This is a genomic window from Aliiroseovarius marinus, assembly GCF_050881025.1.
Classification (GTDB): domain Bacteria; phylum Pseudomonadota; class Alphaproteobacteria; order Rhodobacterales; family Rhodobacteraceae; genus Aliiroseovarius; species Aliiroseovarius marinus_A.
On sequence record NZ_JBNNXQ010000001.1, the window covers coordinates 296,462 to 314,403 of the forward strand.

Consider the following 17,942-nt stretch of genomic DNA (forward strand, 5'->3'; position numbering starts at 1 on the left):
GGTTAGGTCATAATTCCTGACCTTTCAACCGTTTTCACATCACAATCCGTGCTGGAAATCATAACGTTTCTGATGGTAACAAAGGGTCAAAATTATACACAAACAGGGATCGGTTGTTTCTTCATGGATTGGGACAAGCTCAGAATATTTCACGCAGTGGCTGATGCTGGGTCGCTGACCCATGCGGGTGACGCGCTGCATTTGTCGCAATCGGCCGTGTCGCGCCAGATCCGCGCGCTGGAAGAAAGCCTGAACGCAACCCTGTTCCACCGCCATGCCCGCGGGTTGATTCTAACCGAACAGGGCGAGCTTCTGTTTGACGCCACCCGCGCGATGAACCAGCGGCTTGAAGCCGCGGTGGCGCGCATTCGCGACAGCAAGGAAGAGGTGTTCGGCGAATTGCGTGTGACCACCACCACCGCATTCGGATCGCTCTGGCTGGCCCCGCGCCTGCCCAAGCTTTACGAGAAATACCCCGACCTGAAAATTGACCTGATGCTGGAAGAACGCGTGCTGGATCTGCCCATGCGCGAAGCCGACGTGGCCATCCGCATGAAAGAACCCAGCCAGGCCGACCTGATCCGCAAGCGCCTGATGGATGTGCATATGCGGCTCTATGCGACACCGCGCTATCTGGAGGAGCACGGGATTCCCGAAACGCTGGAAGATATGTCCAAACATCGTCTGATCTGCCAAAACACCTCCTCTGCGCAAGTCAGCGCAGGCGCGGCCCTTGTGCAGGAGCTGCTCACCTATGAAGTGAAATCGCTTTTGACCGTGAACAACTATTTCGGCGTCCTGCAGGCCGTTTTGCATGACCTTGGCATCGGGGTTCTGCCCGATTACGTCACGCAGGATTTCCCCGAGGTGCAGCGCGTCTTGCCGGATGCTGAAAGCAAGGACATTCCCGTATTTCTTGCCTATCCGGAAGAGCTGCGCGCGTCGAAACGGATCGAAGCCTTTCGCGATTTCGTCACCGAAGAGCTGATCGCCCAGCGGCGGAAAGCCTAAAAATTAGGCAATTTCAGCACCTCCAATCGGCACTGGACTGATGCATTTGCGTCACAACCGAAGGTCGAGCGAATTTCACACGGTATACAATTGTCCACAAAGCGGAGTGCGTAAACCGCTCAAATCACTTGCATTCTTGCGCATATTGCCCGTTTCACCGGCAAGCCATGCCGTGAAAACCCCAAAGCCATGCATTTTCCGCATAGCCGCAATGCAGCATTTTTCCTTGATGTGTTACGGACTGCCCCCTAAATCTGGATCAAAGCCGATGGTTGAGCATCGCTCTAGTCGGTTTTTACCTCCCTGTTGGACTTGGCCGGGCTTTGCCCGGCCTTTTTTTTGCGCAAAGCATAAACTTCCTGCAAAACAAGGCATCGAAGCCCTTTCCCAACGCCCCCCCTTCCCCTAAAAGCGCAGCAAATGACATTAACGTTGCGCGCCCGCGCGAGTCGATGTTGCTGCAACGCCGAAGGGGACCGAGTATGAGCGAGCCGAAGATCACCACCGACCTGATTGAATCCCATGGCCTTAAGCCCGACGAATACGAGCTGATCCTGGAAATCATCGGTCGTGAACCCAGCTTCACCGAGCTTGGCATCTTCTCGGCCATGTGGAACGAGCACTGTTCCTATAAGTCCTCCAAGAAATGGCTGCGCACCCTGCCCACCGAAGGCCCTCAGGTCATCTGCGGCCCCGGCGAAAACGCGGGCATCGTGGATATCGGCGACGGGCAGGCCGTGGTCTTCAAGATGGAAAGCCACAACCACCCCTCGTTTATCGAACCCTATCAGGGTGCGGCCACCGGCGTGGGCGGCATTCTGCGTGACGTCTTCACCATGGGCGCACGCCCGATTGCCGCGATGAACGCCCTAAGCTTTGGTGAAGTTGATCACCCCAAGACCAAGCAGCTGGTCAATGGTGTGGTTGAAGGCATCGGCGGATATGGCAACTGCTTCGGTGTTCCCAACGTAGGCGGAGAGGTTCGCTTTCACCCCGCCTATAACGGCAACTGCCTTGTGAACGCCTTTGCCGCCGGTTTGGCGGATGCAGACAAGATCTTCTATTCGGCCGCATCGGGCGTCGGCATGCCTGTTGTTTATCTGGGTGCCAAGACAGGCCGCGATGGTGTTGGCGGCGCGACCATGGCGTCGGCTGAGTTTGACGATACGATTGAAGAAAAGCGTCCCACCGTTCAGGTCGGCGACCCCTTCACTGAAAAGCGTCTGATGGAAGCCACGCTAGAGCTGATGCAGACCGGCGCCGTGATCTCGATCCAGGATATGGGCGCCGCTGGTCTGACCTGCTCGGCCGTGGAAATGGGCGACAAGGGCGGTTTGGGCGTGAAGCTTAACCTTGAAGACGTGCCCCAGCGCGAAGACAATATGACCGCCTACGAGATGATGCTGTCAGAAAGCCAGGAGCGCATGCTCATGGTTCTGAAGCCGGAAAAAGAAGCCGAAGCCCGCGCAGTGTTCGAAAAGTGGGATCTGGACTTCGCCATCGTGGGCGAAACGCTGGCAGAAGATCGCTTTTTGATCATGCATAATGGTGAAGTGAAGGCCGACCTGCCGCTGTCCCCCCTGTCGGGTCGCGCGCCGGAATATGATCGTCCGTGGGTGGAAACCCCTGCCGCCGAAGAGCTGGCCGATGTGCCGGAAATCGACGCGATTGACGGGCTGAAAGCCCTGATCGGCTCGGCCAACCATGCCGCCAAGCAGTGGGTTTACGAGCAGTATGACCACATGGTCATGGCCGACACCGTGCGTGCGCCCGGTCTGGGTGCGGGCATCGTGCGCGTGCATGGCACGGACAAGGCCGTGGCCTTCACCTCGGACGTGACGCCGCGCTATGTGAAAGCGAACCCGCTGGAGGGCGGTCGTCAGGCCGTGGCCGAGGCCTATCGCAACCTGACCGCTGTTGGCGCCAAACCGCTGGCCACCACCGACAACCTGAACTTCGGCAACCCCGAAAAGCCCGAGATCATGGGACAGTTCGTGGGCGCCATCAAAGGCATCGGCGAGGCCGTCGCCGCGCTGGACGTGCCGATCGTCTCGGGCAACGTGTCGCTTTACAATGAAACTGACGGTCAGGCGATCCTGCCCACACCCACCATTGGCGCTGTGGGGCTTCTGGACAGCCTTGATGACATGATCGGCGGCGTGGCTCGCGAAGGTCACGTGGCGCTGGTTGTCGGCGAAACGCAAGGCCATCTGGGTCAGTCCGCCCTTCTGGCCGAGGTCTTCAACCGCGAAGACGGCGACGCGCCGCATGTCGATCTTGAGGCCGAGAAGCGCAATGGCGACTTCATCCGCGCGAACCGCGAGCTGATCAAGGCCTGTTCGGACCTGTCGGATGGCGGTCTGGCGCTGGCGGCCTTCGAGATGGCCGAGGCTGGCGAGGTTGGCGTGCAGCTTGATGCCGCCGACACCCCCACGCTCTTTGGCGAAGATCAGGCGCGCTATCTGGTGGCCTGTAATTTTGATCAGGCCGAAGCTTTGATGATCGAAGCCGGGCGTGCCGGCGTGCCGATCACTTCGGTGGGCCGCTTCACCGGCGACAGCGTGAAGATGGGCGGTTCTGAAGCGCCCCTGGCCGAACTGGCCCAGATCTTCCGCACCGGGTTTGATCAGGCGCATTCCTAAGTGGAAGCGCCCGCCCCCCGCGACCTGACCCAGCTGGTGGCCGATTGCGCCGCCTGCGCGGGGCTGTGTTGTGTCTCGCCGGGATTTGATGCGGGCGACGACTTTGCCTTTGACAAACGCGCGCTGGCCCCCTGTCGCCACCTTGGCACGGACAACCTGTGCCGCATCCATGAAACGCTGGAAGATCAGGGGTTTCCCGGCTGTGCGCGGTTCGATTGCAAGGGCGCGGGGCCCTACGTCATGCGCCACATCTTTCCGCGCAAACGCTGGCGCAAGGATCGCGAAACGCTTGAGGCGATATCGGAGGCCTACCGCCGGATGCGCGCGATCTGCGATATGATCGAGCTTTTTCGCGTGGCACAGGCCCTTCCCCTGGCACCCGCACAAGAGGCCGCGCGGCAGGCGATGCTGGACCGGCTGTTGCCTGACCCGGCCTACACCGCCGAGACGCTGACCGAGGCGGAAGAAGGCGGGCTTTTGCGCGACGCCCGCGCGGTTTTGTCCAGCTTTCGCGATGCCGCAGAGCGCCGGTGACCCTTGCGGGTCCCTGCCCCTGCACATAGATTGATGAAAACACCAAGTGAGGATGCCACATGGCCATGGAAGCCCAACAAATCGAAGACCTGATCCGCGCAGGTTTTCCCGATGCCAAGATCACCATCACCGATCTGGCCGGAGACGGAAACCACTGGGCCGCCGAGGTCGTGGACGAGAGCTTTCGCGGCATGAACCGGGTGCAGCAACAACGCGCAGTAAATGCCACCGTACGCGCCCAGATCGACTCGGGCGAGCTGCACGCGCTGGCGCTGACCACCAAGGCGCCCGACTAAGACATCAGACATTGCGGGCCTGCCCGCACAGCGACCATCCAGGAAAGACAGACAATGACCGACGCAAAGACTCGAATCGACGACACCGTCAAAGCCAATGACGTGGTGCTTTACATGAAGGGCACAAAAGAAATGCCGCAATGCGGGTTTTCGTCCCGTGTGGCCGGTGTTCTGAACTACATGGGCGTGGACTATGCCGATGTAAACGTGCTGGCAGACGAAGAAATTCGCGAGGGCATCAAAGTCTATTCCGACTGGCCGACCATCCCCCAGCTCTACGTCAAAGGCGAATTTGTCGGTGGCTGTGACATCGTGACCGAGATGACCCTGTCAGGCGAGTTGGACACATTGTTTGCCGAGAACGGCGTGGGTTTCGACAAAGAGGCTGCCGACAAGATTCGCGAAGCGAACGGCTGACCTACCCATTGTTTTAAAACAAAAAAGCGCCCGTCATCCAACCATGACGGGCGCTTTTTCATTGTCTTTCGGCGTGATCAGCCAGCTTTGGCTTTTTCCTCGACCGACGCGGCCATCGCTTCGGCGCGCGCGGCAATCTCGGCCAGCGTATCCGTCACGGCCGCCGGGATCACCGGCACTTCAACCTTCACCGGCTCTGCGTTTTTCAGGGCGTCGAGCTCACGCTCCAACTCTGCCACACGCTGATCGGTGACCTTGACCTTGTCTTCCATACCGGCCGTGCGATCTGCCAGCATCAACCCGGCCATCAACAGCATCCGGCTTTCGGTCAGATTGGACATCTGGCTGGTCAGCACCGAGGCCTCGCCATCCAGCATGGCCGCCGCGGATTTCAGGAAGTGTTCTTCCCCATCCTGACAGGCCACATCGAAGTTTCGCCCGCCAATGGTGATCGTGACGTCAGGCATCCTGTGTCTCCTTCACGGTTTCACTTTCGGCAATCAACCCACCCAGCTCGGTCAGAACAGCCTCTAGCTCAACCCGGTCGGCCGCCTGCGCCGCACGCACGCCTTCCAGTTCGGCCATCATCGCCTTGTTGATCAGATGAGGTTCCGCAACGCCACCCGCGGCCGCCTCCCGCAGCGCCTGATTGTTGGCGCGCAATTCGTCATTCACCTTGCGCAGTCGGGCCAGCGCGGCCTCTTCCTGCGTCAAAAGCTCTTGCAGACGCTGGGTTTCCGCACGCATGTCTTCCAGCGCAGTCTCTTGCTGGGCTTTCACGTTTTGCAGCCTGTCCTCAAGCTGTGCGTTGGTGGTGCGCTCTTCTTCCAGCGCCGCCTGCATCTGGGTCAGCTTTTCATCGTCCCCAGAGGGCTGCGCCGCCATTGCGTCCAACCCCGTGCTGATCCGTTCCAGCGCGGTGGTGATGCGGGTTTCCAAATCGGAAATATCGTTCATCGTCTGCCCAAACTCATTTCGTCCCCCCATCCTGTCATAGTGCCGCCACCAAGGCAACGCATCGGCCCCGGGGCGAATCGGCACGATGCATGGATTGCAGCAATCTTAACCAATGCCCGCGCGAAATGCGCCCCCGTTCGTTTACAAGCACTTGGCCCCTTTCGTGCTGCTATGCTTGACCCGTGGCGCGGGGCTGTTATCAGGGGGCCGACCTGAACTTTTGCCAAAGGATCTGACCCTTGGATATTGCTGCGCTTGCCAAAGCCCACCCTGACCACTGGAAAAAAGCCGCTGCCATCCGTTCGCTGACGCTGGACGCTGTGGCTGCTGCAAACTCGGGCCATTCCGGCATGCCCATGGGCATGGCTGACGTGGCCACCGTGCTGTTTGAAAACCACCTGAAATTTGACCCGAAAGCGCCGCGCTGGGCGGATCGCGACCGGTTCATCCTGTCGGCGGGCCATGGCTCGATGCTGATCTATTCGCTGCTTTATCTGACCGGTTACGAAGACGTGACGCTGGATCAGATCAAGGACTTCCGCCAATGGGGCGCCATCACCGCCGGTCACCCGGAATATGGTCACGTCTCGGGCGTCGAGACCACTACGGGCCCCTTGGGTCAGGGCATTGCCAACGCTGTTGGGTTCGCCATGGCCGAAGAGATTCAGCGCGCGCGTTTTGGCAAGAAGATCGTCGATCACTATACCTATGTGATCGCCGGCGACGGCTGCCTGATGGAAGGCATCAGCCAGGAAGCCATCGGTCTGGCCGGGCGCCACGAGCTGTCCAAGCTGATCGTCCTGTGGGACAACAATGACATCACCATCGACGGCAAAGTATCGCTGTCGGACCGCACCGATCAGGTCATGCGCTTCAAGGCCTCGGGCTGGCATGTGCAGGAGATCGACGGCCATGACCCCGCCCAGATCGACGCGGCGATTGCCAAGGCCAAGTCGACCGGCAAACCCTCGATGATCGCCTGCAAGACCCATATTGCTTTGGGCCACGCCGCACAGGACACATCCAAAGGCCACGGCGCGCTGACCGATGCCGAGCAGCTGAAAGCCGCAAAAGAGGTCTATGGCGCACCACAGGGCGCCTTCGAGGTGCCTACTGACGTGAAAGCGCAGTGGGAAGCCATGGGTACTCGCGGTGCAGAGGCTCATGCTGAATGGGACGCCCGTTTTGCCAGCATTTCCGAGCGCAAGCAGGCCGAGTTCACCCGCGCCTATGACCTTGAGGCGCCCAAGAAACTGGCCGGTGTTGTGCGCAAGCTGAAGCGTGAAGTTGCAGAAAGCAAGCCGACCGTTGCAACCCGCAAATCTTCCGAAATGGCCCTGGCCGTGATCAACCCGGTGATGGGTGAAACCGTCGGCGGCTCGGCCGATCTGACCGGGTCCAACAACACCAAGACCGGCGATCTGGGCGTGTTTGATACCGACAACCGGGGCGGGCGCTACATCTATTGGGGCATCCGTGAACACGGTATGGCCGCCGCGATGAACGGCATGACCCTGCATGGCGGCATGCGTCCCTATGGCGGCACCTTCTTCTGCTTCACCGACTATGCGCGCCCCGCGATGCGCCTGGCCTCGCTGATGAAGATCCCGACGGTGTTCGTCATGACCCATGACAGCATCGGCGTTGGCGAAGACGGCCCGACCCACCAACCGGTCGAGCATCTGGCCATCTGCCGCGCGACGCCCAACAGCTACACGTTCCGCCCGGCGGACACGGTGGAAACGGCGGAAGCCTGGGAACTGGCGCTGACCGCGAAAGAGACGCCTTCGACCCTGGTTCTGACCCGTCAGAACCTGCCCACCCTGCGCACCGAGTATAAGCAAAAGAACCTGACCGCTCAGGGCGGTTATGTTCTGGCTGATGCCGAGGCCGGCAAACGTCAGGTGATCCTGATTGCCACCGGGTCCGAGGTGTCGCTGGCGATGGAAGCCCGCGCCAAGCTGGAAGCCGAGGGCATTGGCACCCGCGTTGTGTCCATGCCCTGCATGGAGCTGTTTGCCCAGCAGGACGAAAGCTATCGCCGCAAGGTGCTGCCTGCCGGCCCCGTGCGTGTGGGCATCGAAGCCGCCGTGCGTGACGGTGGCTGGGACCGCCTGCTTCTGGGGGAACGTGGCCGCGAAGCCAAGGCCGCTTTCGTGGGTATGGAGGGCTTCGGCGCCTCGGCCCCGGCAGCCACCCTGTTCGAAAAATTCGGCATCACGCCGGACAACACCATAGCCAAAGCCAAGGCGCTTTTGGGCTGATCTGGCAACGCTTCGGCAATACCTATCCTAAAGGCGGTCTTCGGGCCGCCTTTTTTCTTGCGTAGCGGCACAAATACCGCTCTGAATTCAGTTATTGTTTCTTTGTGGTCAACAATGAGTGGGGCGGCTTTCTGTGCCCTAAATGCCCTTTGGTAAAACGAGTTGGTTCATACTTTGCGGGTTTGATTTCTTTTCCCCGCCACAATCCCGGCGAAGCGTTGTCCAGCCTCATGGCCGCCTTCGTTGCCAAACTTTGCGCGCTGATTTTAGCCGTTGCCACCGTCAAACACCTGCTGATCGAGGCCTATCTGCTGGCGGGTCTTTGCGCCGTTCTTCTGGCGCTTCTTCTGATCGAGATGCATGGGTTCAAAACCCGCCGCACCCTGCCGGTGCCCGTCATCATCATCATGCTGATCACATTGGTCACCGTGCTTTTGACCTTGCAACAACAGGGTGCGTCAGCCGCGTTTTGGTTCTTTCCCCTGATGCTCGGCGGCTATTATGCCATGCCCACACGGCTGGCCAACAATTTCGCCGCTCTGGTCGTTGCGAGCAGCGCGGGATTGCTGTGGTGGCTTGGCGACAGCTGGTCCGTGATCCGCTACGTGCCCGCCATGACGATCTGTGCCCTTCTGATCCGTACAGCGATGTTGCAATCCAACCAACTGACCGCGCGCTTGTCTGATGCGGCCGAACGCGACCCTTTGACCGGTGCCTATAACCGGCGGCGACTGTCGCGGCTTCAAAGCGACTATGGGTACGGAACAGGGCAGCACGCCTTGCTTGTTCTGGACATCGACCACTTCAAAACCGTGAATGACCGCTTTGGTCATGCGGTCGGGGATCGCGTGCTGCGCGATGTTGTGCGTGTCATGCAAGACTGCATTCGCACCGAAGACACGTTGCTGCGCCTTGGCGGAGAGGAGTTCGCCATTCTGATGCGACGCGGAGGCGCCGGGAACTCATATGCGCTGGCCGAACGCATCCGTGATGCGGTGGCCGATGCACGGCTTCTTGGAGAGCACCAGATCACCGTCAGCATCGGCGTGTCGATGCTGCGCAGCCCGCAAGAGTTTGACAGCGCCCTGCGCCGCGCAGATCACATGCTGTTCATGGCCAAAAAGGCCGGGCGAAACCGAACCTGTCACGCGCAGGCCGCCTCGGCCCCTTAAAGCGTTTCGAGATTAAAGCGTTTCGGTTTTAACCTGTGTCAGGGGAAAACCGAAACGCGGCGAGAGATATCAGCATAGTGGGCGCTTCGGGATAAACATGTGCATCAAGTGTATCCCGAAACGCTTTAACTTGAGACACAAGTTGATTTCGAAACGCCCACAACATTGGTAGGGTCCGCGCGTTTCGTCTCATTGTTGGGCCTCAACAATAAGTCGAAACGCTCTAGGATCAGGCGCGCCCTTTGAACACGGCCGCCCAGATCGGGCCAATCACGCGGGTGGCGATCGGAATGATCAACACGCCCAAGGCCAGCCCAACCACGCCGTCCAGCCCGGCGGTGACCACCCATTCAACAAAGCCTGCAGCCTGTGGCACCGCCTGCGCCGCGGCCACCGCCGCGTGATGGATCAGGTCATAGGGGGCATGCCAGCCCAGCTCGTGCAACCCATGCACGATGATCGAGCCGCCCACCCAGATCATCGCCGCCGTGCCAACGACGGTCAGAAGCTTCATCAGGCCCGGCATGGCACTGACGATCCCGCGCCCCAGCGCCTGGGTCAGGCCAAGCCGCCCATTGCGCGCCATGTAAAGCCCCACGTCATCCGCTTTCACGATCAACGCGACAGATCCATAGACCGCAACCGTGATGCCCACGGCCACCACGGCTAGGGTGGCGGCCTCCATCCAGAAGCCGCTTTCAGGGATCGCCGCCAGCGAAATGGTCATGATTTCCGCCGACAGGATGAAGTCGGTCTTGATGGCGCCGGCGATCTTTTCCTCTTCCAGATGGGCCGGGTCGCCCTCGTCATGTTCGGCGTGATCCCATGTGTGTTCATGCGGGAAAAGCCAGTGCCAGACCTTCTCGGCCCCTTCGAAACACAGGTAAGAGCCGCCCAGCATCAAAAGGGGCGCGATCAGCCAAGGTGCGAAGGCCGACAGCAAAAGCGCAATTGGCAGAAGGATCAGAAGCTTGTTCTTGATCGACCCCCAGGCGATGCGCCCGATGATCGGCAGCTCGCGTTTCGCTTCGAACCCCTGCACGTATTTCGGGGTCACGGCGGCGTCGTCGATCACCGCGCCCGCAGCCTTGGCACCCGCTTTGGCCGCCTGCCCGGCCACATCATCAATCGATGCCGCCGCCACTTTGGCGATTCCCGCCACATCATCCAAAAGGGCAATCAAACCGCTCATACTCTGCCTCGTTCCACTTCATTTGTGCGTGTGGGCGAATCCTAGCGAAACCGTATGCGGGGGCAAGTGCCGGTCGGGATACCCGGCGGTTTTTATTCACCCTCGTGAAGGTTTGCGCTATCACGCTTAGCCCAGCGCCCAATACATGCCCGCCCTGCGCATGTTTTCGCTAACAGACTGTCAGTCAAGCCGTTTTCCGGGTTGGGTCAGCCCATACTCGGCGGTATACCGCGACAAACCATTGCGAAATTCTCGCGGCGCGAACACGGCGCCGCATCTCTGAGGGGAAATCAAATGACCGTCAAAGTCGGTATCAACGGATTTGGCCGCATCGGCCGCTGCACGCTGTCGCAAATCGCGGCCTCGGGGCGCGAGGACATTCAGGTCGTGAAACTGAATGCCACCGGCCCGCTGGAAACCGCCGCACACCTGCTGAAATATGACAGCGTCCACGGCCGTTTCCCGAACGAAGTTGTGCTGGGCGATGGCACCATGGATGTGGGTCAGGGACCGATGCAGGTCATGTCGACCTATGACATGGGTGAACTGGACTGGTCGGGCTGCGACGTGGTTCTGGAATGCACCGGCAAGTTCAATGACGGTGAAAAGGCCAAGGCCCACCTTGAACGCGGTGCAAAGAAAGTGCTGCTGTCGGCCCCCGGCAAGAATGTCGACAAAACCATCGTCTACGGTGTGAATGATGACGAGCTGCAAGCCTCGGACACGATGATTTCAAACGGGTCATGCACCACCAACTGCCTGGCGCCGGTCGCCAAAGTGCTGTTGAACGCCTTCGGCATCGAAAGCGGCATCATGACCACGATCCACGCCTATACCGGCGACCAGCCGACGCTGGACCGCCGTCACAAGGACCTCTATCGCGCCCGCGCTGCTGCCATGTCGATGATCCCGACCTCAACCGGCGCTGCGAAAGCCCTGGGCGAGGTTCTGCCCGCGCTGAAAGGCAAGCTGGATGGTTCGGCCGTGCGCGTGCCCACCCCGAATGTCTCGGCCGTGGATCTGACCGTTGTGTTGGAGCGTGACGTGACCGAAGCCGAGGTGAACGCGGTCATGAAAGAGATGTCCGAAGGTCCGATGAAGGGCGTTCTGGGCTATACGGAAGAACAGCTGGTGTCGACCGATTTCAACCACACCGAGGAAAGCTCGATCTTTGCGGCTGACCAGACCAAAGTCATCGGCGGCCGCTTGGTGCGCGTGTTGGCATGGTATGACAACGAATGGGGCTTCTCGACCCGTATGGGCGATGTGGCTGTGAAGATGGGCACCATCTGATCCCCATTCGCAGAACTGAATACACCCCCCCGCGGCCCCGGCTTGCGGGGGTTTTCTTTTGTCATGCCCCCATGCAAGAATGATGCAACCAGGCAGGAGAGACCCGTGACCAACCCAATTGCCATGACACTGGCCATTCTGATCCTGTCGTTGATCGGCTATGACTATTTTGTGCAGGATGGGATCAACCTGTTGTTTCTGGCCAAGAAACTGATGGAACTTACCGAATACCTCGCCTTTTGGCGCTAAGATCACCCCGCCTGATCTGCGCAGCCCCTTGACCTTTGCCTGAAAATGATGATGTTAGCGCTCACATTTCCCGGGCAACTGCCCCCATAAAAGGACGATGGACATGACGGTCAAAGTGGCAATCAACGGATTTGGACGGATCGGGCGACTGGTCCTGCGTGCCCTGATCGAAAGCGGTCGCAAAGACGTCGAGGTTGTGGCCATCAACGACCTTGGCCCGGTTGAAATGAATGCACACCTGCTGGAATTCGACAGCGTGCATGGCCGCCTGCGTGCGCCCGTCAGCTGGAGCGACACCACCATCGATGTCGGGCGCGGGCCAATTGCCGTCACGGCGCTGCGCAATCCGGCTGACCTGCCATGGGGCGATGTGGATATCGTTCTGGAATGCACCGGCATCTTCAAAGGCGACAAGGCGAAGGTGCATCTGGAAAACGGCGCCAGCCGGGTGCTGGTGTCAGCGCCCTCGACCGGTGCGGACAAAACCATCGTTTACGGTGTGAACCATGACACGCTGACAGCCGGTGACCTTCATGTCTCGAACGCGTCTTGCACCACCAACTGCCTCGCCCCCGTGGCCAAGGCCCTGCAGGATGCCATCGGCATCACCAAGGGTTTCATGACCACCATCCATTCCTACACGGGCGACCAGCCGACGCTGGACCGGATGCACAGCGATCCCTACCGCGCCCGCGCCGCCGCCATGAGCATGATCCCCACCACCACCGGTGCTGCACGCGCTGTCGGGCTGGTGCTGCCCGATCTGGCGGGCAAGCTTGACGGTGTGGCGATCCGCGTGCCCACCCCCAATGTCTCTTGCGTAGACCTGACCTTCGAAGCGGCCCGTGCCACCGATGCGGACGAGGTGAACGCAGCGATCCGCGCCGCCGCCGATGGACCGCTGAAGGGCATTCTGGGCGTGACAGACCGCCCGCTGGTCTCGACCGACTTCAACCACGACCCGCATTCTTCCACTTTCGCGCTGGATCAGACCAAGGTTCTGGACGGCAACATGGTGCGCATCCTCAGCTGGTATGACAATGAATGGGGCTTCTCGAACCGGATGCTGGATACAGCTGCCGAAATGGGCAAATACCTCTGATCAAGACCCTCCCAGGCCGTCCTGCCTGCGCGGTGACCCGCGCCACAGAATGAACAGCCCCGACAGAACGATCAACCCGCCCCCGATCACCATGCGCGGGGCAAGGGTTTCGTCGAATATCAGAATGCCCAAGGCCCCCCCGAACAAGAGGCGCGTATAGCGAAACGGCGTGACCGCCGAAACCTCGCCGGTGCGCATTGCCACCATCAGGGCTGCATAGGCCGCGACGCCACTGACCACCGCACCGGCCATGGCAAAGGCAATATCCGGCGCAGGCCAGACAAAGGCGCGGGCCTCCCATATGGCATAGAGCGCTCCCGCCACGATGACCGATAGGAATCCGTAAAACCCCAGAAGAACAGGGGAAATTGATGCTGGAGCCGCCCGGCTGGCCAGATCACGCCCGGCAAATCCCAGCATTCCCAGCACCGCGAGAAGCGAGAGGAGTGAAAACCCATCCGCGCCCGGCCTGAGCACGATGATCACCCCGATCAGCCCCAGACCGATCGCCGCCCAGCGCCGCCACCCAACCCGTTCTCCGAACACGATCGCCGCGCCCAACACCACCACAATTGGCGTGGCTTGCAAGATCACCGTGGCCGAAGACAGCGGCGTCAAGGCGATGGCGAGCACGTAAAACAACCGCCCTGAGATCTCGAAGCCCACACGGATACGCATCGGGCGCGACGCCACGTCCCGCGACCAGAGCACCTCGCCCCGCATAACCGCAACCAACGCAAACAGCGCAGCCCCACCTGCCCCGAACAGGATCAGAACCTGCGCGACCGGCAGGCTGACCGACGCGGCCTTCAGGAAAGCATCCTCTATGGCAAAGGCCGCCATCGCCGCCACCATGAAGGCGCTGCCTCTAAGGTTCGCCCCGTGTGTCTTGGAAATATGGTCTGTCACGCATGGCCCGCCCGGTTTCGCACCGGGACAGCGATAGACGGTTTTCGGTCGGGCGTCACGCCTGACAATGGTGTCGTCAGCCGATCTTGGCCAGAAGTTTCGCCTTCACCTCCGGCGTCACAAACTTGGACACATCCCCATCGAGCTTGGCGATTTCCTTGACCAGTTTCGAGGCAATCGCCTGATAGCGTGCTTCCGCCATCAGGAACACGGTCTCGACGCTGTCATCCATCGCGCGATTCATGCCAACCATCTGATATTCATATTCAAAATCAGTGACAGCCCGCAGGCCGCGAATGATGATCTGCGCGCCCACATCCTTGGCGCAATCAATCAGCAGGTTTTCAAACGGATGGGCCACGATCTCGGTGCCGGTTTCGGCCGACAGCTTGGCGCATTCCTCTTCGACCATCGCCACCCGCTCTTCCAGCGAAAACATCGGCCCTTTGCCAGTGTTGATCGCAACGCCAATGACCAGCCGGTCAACCAGCGCGCAGCCGCGACGGATAATGTCTGTGTGGCCCAGCGTGATGGGGTCAAAGGTTCCGGGATATAGTCCGACGCGCATGATCAGGTCTCCTTGCAGTGCGGGCACGCAACATTATGGCGCGCCCGAATGCAAGTTTTTTCCGCATTGCAGCGTATTCTTACCTAAAGCGCTTCGAGATATATTTGAATCACGAGTTTATCTCGAAACGCTCTAAGGTGCAGAAGTTACGCCTTAGTAGCCCATGATCATGTTTTTCAGCGCATCCGCCTGCTGTGACAGTTCGTCAAGACGCGCCTTGACCACATCGCCAATGGACACAAGGCCCACCATCTCGTCCCCATCCATGACCGGCATATGGCGAAAGCGGCCCTTGGTCATGGTCTGCAACACCTGAATGGCCCGGTCTCCGGGTGCACAGGTGATTAGCTCGGATGTCATCAGGTCATCCACCGGCTTGTCCAGACAGCCCGTGCCGACCTTACCCAGTTCGGACACGATATCACGTTCAGACAGAATGCCCTTGGGATGCACCCCATCCTCGGACACGATCACGGCGCCAATTTTCTTCTGAGACAGAAGATTTGCCGCATCCGCCACCTTGCTGCCCGGCTTGACTGTGGCCACCCCGTCAAGCGACTTGTCTTTGAGGATTTGGTGAATGAGCATCTGGCCCTCCCAGCTGGAATAATTGTATTTTTCTGTCTCCAGCGTCGCCTCAGGCGCAATAAAATGTCAAGGACTGTTTGCACCTGCAGCGCGATTTTACCGCCCGACCTCGGCCAGTGCCTCCAGCCGCTGCACCTCGTCACGGATGCCGCGCGCAAGTTCTTCCGCCACGCGCTGAAACCGTTCGACCCGCGCGTCGCCCTCGTGGCGCACCAGATAGAACGAGCGCGTGATCGACAGATCCTGGGTCAACACGCGCTTCAGACTGGGCGCAAACGGCAAAATGAAGTCATGGGTGACACCAACACCGCCACCCTCGCGCACCATTCCCAGTTGGACGGACACAAGGTTTGACGCCAGCGCCAGTTTTTCGATGCCCATATCATCCAGGAAATCCAACTCGGGATAAAAGATCATGTCCTGAATATAGCCCACCACCGGATGCTGGCGCAGATCGGCAAGGCACTCCAACCGGGGGGCCCCAGCCAGATAGGCTTCAGACGCCGCCAGATGCAGGTGATAATCCGTGATCCGCTGCACCGTGATCCGCCCGGTCTGTGGCGGCGAGACAGTTATGGCCATATCCGCCTCGCGCTTTGACAGGTTGATCACCCGCGGCAACGCCACAATCTGCAACTCCAGCTCGGGATGCTCGCGCTGGATTGCCGCGCAGACCTGCGGCAGGATGAAACTTGCACAGCCATCTGTCGCCCCGATCCGAACAACACCCGACAACTGCCCGCTATGCCCGGCCAGATCATCAAGCCCCGACATCACCGCCGCCTCGGCCCGTTCCGCATGGGCCAACAGGCGCAACCCGGCCTCGCTCAACGCATAGCCACGCGGCGATTTGATGAACAATGGCGCGCCCACATCCGCCTCCAGCTTCGCCACCCGCCGCCCCACGGTCGCCGCATCTTTCTTCAACACACGCCCCGCCCGCGACAGGCTTTCCCCCCGCGCGACCGCCAAAAACACCTTCAGATCATCCCAGTCCATTCAGAACCCTCACGCCCAACAACTTCCCGACCCCCATTTTCTTGTCCCAAATACCTTGGGGGAGCCGAAGGCGGGGGCAACGCCCCAGGCTCACGAAGTGAGCCACCTTCTGACGTGCTTCACGCATCGCACCTGCCGACCGCCAAGCCATCATTGCATTTTTGCAAAACCCTTTTGAGAAACTACCTCTTTTCCCGACAATTATGCAAGGCTATCCTCCGCCCAAATCTTTGGGAGAAGAACCATGCAAAAACTCGGACATTGGATCAACGGACAGATGGTCGACGGCACGTCGGGCCGCACCGCTGACGTCTACAACCCCGCCACCGGCGAAGTGCAGGCAGAGGTTGCCCTGGCCACCAAAGCAGAACTGGACGACGCTGTGGCCAAAGCCGCAGAGGCCCAGAAAGCCTGGGGCGCCACCAACCCGCAAAAACGCGGCCGCGTGATGATGGCGCTGGTTGGTCTTTTGAACCGCGACATGGACAAGCTGGCCGAGGCGCTGTCGCGCGAGCACGGCAAGACCATCCCCGACGCGAAGGGCGACGTGCAGCGTGGTCTGGAAGTGATCGAATACTGCATCGGGGCTGCCCAGATGATGAAGGGCGAGTTCACGGATTCGGCTGGTCCCGGCATCGACATGTATTCCATGCGCCAGCCGCTGGGCGTTGTCGCCTCGATCACGCCCTTCAACTTCCCCGCCATGATCCCGCTGTGGGGCATGGGCCCGGCCCTAGCCGCTGGCAACGCGATGATCCTGAAACCCTCCGAGCGTGACCCCTCGGTGCCGCTGATGCTGGCCGAGCTGTGCAAAGAGGCTGGCCTGCCCGACGGTGTGCTGCAGGTCGTGAATGGCGACAAAGATGCAGTTGACGCCATCCTCGACAACGAGACCATTCAGGGCGTGGCCTTTGTCGGCTCGACCCCGATTGCGCATTACATCTACTCGCGTGCCACCGCCAACGGCAAACGCGCGCAGTGCTTCGGCGGTGCGAAAAACCACATGATCATCATGCCCGACGCGGATATGGAGCAAGCAGCTGACGCTCTGGTCGGCGCAGGCTTCGGGGCTGCTGGCGAACGCTGCATGGCGATCTCGGTTGCCGTGCCGGTTGGCAATGAAACCGCTGACAAGCTGCGCGACGCGCTGGTCCCGCGCATCGAGAAGCTGAAAGTTGCCCCCTATACCGCAGGCGACGACGTCGACTACGGCCCCGTCGTGACCTCGGCCGCCAAGGAAAACATCCTGCGCCTGATCAACTCGGGCGTGGAGCAAGGTGCTGATCTGGTTGTAGATAACCGTGACTTCACGCTGCAGGGCTATGAAGACGGCTTCTTTGTTGGCCCGCACCTGTTTGACAATGTCACCACCGACATGGACATCTACAAACAGGAAATCTTTGGCCCGGTCCTGTCGATGGTCCGCGCGGAAACCTATGAAGAAGCCATCGGCCACGCCATGGATCACGAATACGGCAACGGCACCGCGATCTTCACCCGTGACGGTGACACTGCCCGTGACTTCGCCAACCGGATCAACATCGGCATGGTCGGCATCAACGTGCCGATCCCGGTGCCGCTGGCCTATCACACCTTTGGTGGCTGGAAGAAGTCGGGCTTTGGTGACCTGAACCAGCACGGTCCGGACGCGTTCAAATTCTACACGCGCACCAAGACCGTGACCCAGCGCTGGCCGTCGGGCATCAAAGAAGGTGGCGAGTTCAACTTCAAAGCCATGGACTGATCTTC

The 17,942-nt window shown here is 60.2% G+C and carries 18 protein-coding genes; 11 read left to right on the forward strand and 7 right to left on the reverse strand.

The genetic code is table 11. The features are described 5' to 3' along the window. Window positions 1-123 precede the first annotated feature (123 nt). The 5 genes from ACRY08_RS01345 to grxD all read left to right on the forward strand — a co-directional run bounded on the left by ACRY08_RS01345 (window position 124) and on the right by grxD (window position 4,900). Window positions 124-1,011, forward strand: coding sequence for a LysR family transcriptional regulator (locus tag ACRY08_RS01345; protein WP_432448011.1), 888 nt, complete (start codon window positions 124-126; stop codon window positions 1,009-1,011). Between the two features lie 482 nt (window positions 1,012-1,493). Next, window positions 1,494-3,653, forward strand: coding sequence for a phosphoribosylformylglycinamidine synthase subunit PurL (gene purL, locus ACRY08_RS01350; protein WP_432448012.1), 2,160 nt, complete (start codon window positions 1,494-1,496; stop codon window positions 3,651-3,653). Then, complete coding sequence (locus ACRY08_RS01355; RefSeq protein WP_432448013.1) at window positions 3,654-4,187, forward strand: hypothetical protein; 534 nt, start codon at window positions 3,654-3,656, stop codon at window positions 4,185-4,187. A 59-nt stretch (window positions 4,188-4,246) separates the two neighbouring features. Beyond that, complete coding sequence (locus ACRY08_RS01360) at window positions 4,247-4,483, forward strand: BolA family protein (protein WP_432448014.1); 237 nt, start codon at window positions 4,247-4,249, stop codon at window positions 4,481-4,483. Window positions 4,484-4,537: 54 nt separating this feature from the next. Continuing rightward, window positions 4,538-4,900 carry a Grx4 family monothiol glutaredoxin gene (grxD, locus tag ACRY08_RS01365; protein ID WP_432448015.1) on the forward strand — a complete coding sequence of 121 codons (363 nt, stop codon included), beginning with the start codon at window positions 4,538-4,540 and terminating at the stop codon, window positions 4,898-4,900. A gap of 77 nt (window positions 4,901-4,977) precedes the next feature. Here the strand turns inward: grxD and ACRY08_RS01370 are convergent, their stop codons facing one another. Next, window positions 4,978-5,367 carry a cell division protein ZapA gene (locus tag ACRY08_RS01370; RefSeq protein ID WP_432448016.1) on the reverse strand — a complete coding sequence of 130 codons (390 nt, stop codon included), beginning with the start codon at window positions 5,365-5,367 and terminating at the stop codon, window positions 4,978-4,980. Continuing rightward, window positions 5,360-5,857: a hypothetical protein gene (locus ACRY08_RS01375; RefSeq protein WP_432448017.1), complete on the reverse strand. Its 498-nt coding sequence runs from the start codon at window positions 5,855-5,857 to the stop codon at window positions 5,360-5,362. Before ACRY08_RS01375 ends, ACRY08_RS01370 begins: the two co-directional genes overlap by 8 nt. Before the next feature lie 239 nt (window positions 5,858-6,096). Here ACRY08_RS01375 and tkt point away from each other — a divergent pair, with 239 nt between their 5' ends. After that, on the forward strand, window positions 6,097-8,121 hold the full coding sequence (gene tkt / locus ACRY08_RS01380; protein ID WP_432448018.1) for a transketolase: 2,025 nt from the start codon (window positions 6,097-6,099) through the stop codon (window positions 8,119-8,121). Window positions 8,122-8,351: 230 nt separating this feature from the next. Beyond that, on the forward strand, window positions 8,352-9,293 hold the full coding sequence (locus ACRY08_RS01385) for a GGDEF domain-containing protein (RefSeq protein ID WP_432448019.1): 942 nt from the start codon (window positions 8,352-8,354) through the stop codon (window positions 9,291-9,293). A gap of 229 nt (window positions 9,294-9,522) precedes the next feature. Here the strand turns inward: ACRY08_RS01385 and ACRY08_RS01390 are convergent, their stop codons facing one another. Then, window positions 9,523-10,485, reverse strand: coding sequence for a DUF808 domain-containing protein (locus tag ACRY08_RS01390; RefSeq protein ID WP_432448020.1), 963 nt, complete (start codon window positions 10,483-10,485; stop codon window positions 9,523-9,525). Window positions 10,486-10,779: 294 nt separating this feature from the next. Here ACRY08_RS01390 and gap (ACRY08_RS01395) point away from each other — a divergent pair, with 294 nt between their 5' ends. The 3 genes from gap (ACRY08_RS01395) (at window position 10,780) to gap (ACRY08_RS01405) (ending at window position 13,129) form a co-directional block, all read left to right on the forward strand. Then, window positions 10,780-11,778, forward strand: coding sequence for a type I glyceraldehyde-3-phosphate dehydrogenase (gene gap, locus ACRY08_RS01395; protein ID WP_432448021.1), 999 nt, complete (start codon window positions 10,780-10,782; stop codon window positions 11,776-11,778). A gap of 105 nt (window positions 11,779-11,883) precedes the next feature. Then, on the forward strand, window positions 11,884-12,027 hold the full coding sequence (locus ACRY08_RS01400; RefSeq protein WP_432448022.1) for a hypothetical protein: 144 nt from the start codon (window positions 11,884-11,886) through the stop codon (window positions 12,025-12,027). Window positions 12,028-12,130: 103 nt separating this feature from the next. Then, complete coding sequence (gene gap, locus ACRY08_RS01405; protein WP_432448023.1) at window positions 12,131-13,129, forward strand: type I glyceraldehyde-3-phosphate dehydrogenase; 999 nt, start codon at window positions 12,131-12,133, stop codon at window positions 13,127-13,129. Here gap (ACRY08_RS01405) and ACRY08_RS01410 read toward each other — a convergent pair whose 3' ends face one another. From ACRY08_RS01410 to ACRY08_RS01425, 4 genes are all read right to left on the reverse strand, one after another. Further along, window positions 13,130-14,038 (reverse strand): DMT family transporter, encoded by a 909-nt coding sequence (locus ACRY08_RS01410; RefSeq protein WP_432448024.1) that lies wholly within the window; start codon window positions 14,036-14,038, stop codon window positions 13,130-13,132. Between the two features lie 76 nt (window positions 14,039-14,114). Continuing rightward, window positions 14,115-14,606 carry a pantetheine-phosphate adenylyltransferase gene (gene coaD, locus ACRY08_RS01415; protein WP_432448025.1) on the reverse strand — a complete coding sequence of 164 codons (492 nt, stop codon included), beginning with the start codon at window positions 14,604-14,606 and terminating at the stop codon, window positions 14,115-14,117. Between the two features lie 153 nt (window positions 14,607-14,759). Further along, complete coding sequence (locus tag ACRY08_RS01420) at window positions 14,760-15,194, reverse strand: CBS domain-containing protein (protein ID WP_432448026.1); 435 nt, start codon at window positions 15,192-15,194, stop codon at window positions 14,760-14,762. 96 nt (window positions 15,195-15,290) lie between these two features. Next, entirely contained in the window at window positions 15,291-16,193 is a 903-nt protein-coding gene (locus ACRY08_RS01425) for a LysR family transcriptional regulator (protein ID WP_432448027.1), read from the reverse strand. Between the two features lie 244 nt (window positions 16,194-16,437). On the opposite strand from ACRY08_RS01425, the gene ACRY08_RS01430 reads away from it, so the two are divergent. Further along, window positions 16,438-17,937 (forward strand): CoA-acylating methylmalonate-semialdehyde dehydrogenase, encoded by a 1,500-nt coding sequence (locus tag ACRY08_RS01430; protein WP_432448028.1) that lies wholly within the window; start codon window positions 16,438-16,440, stop codon window positions 17,935-17,937. Window positions 17,938-17,942: the final 5 nt, after the last annotated feature.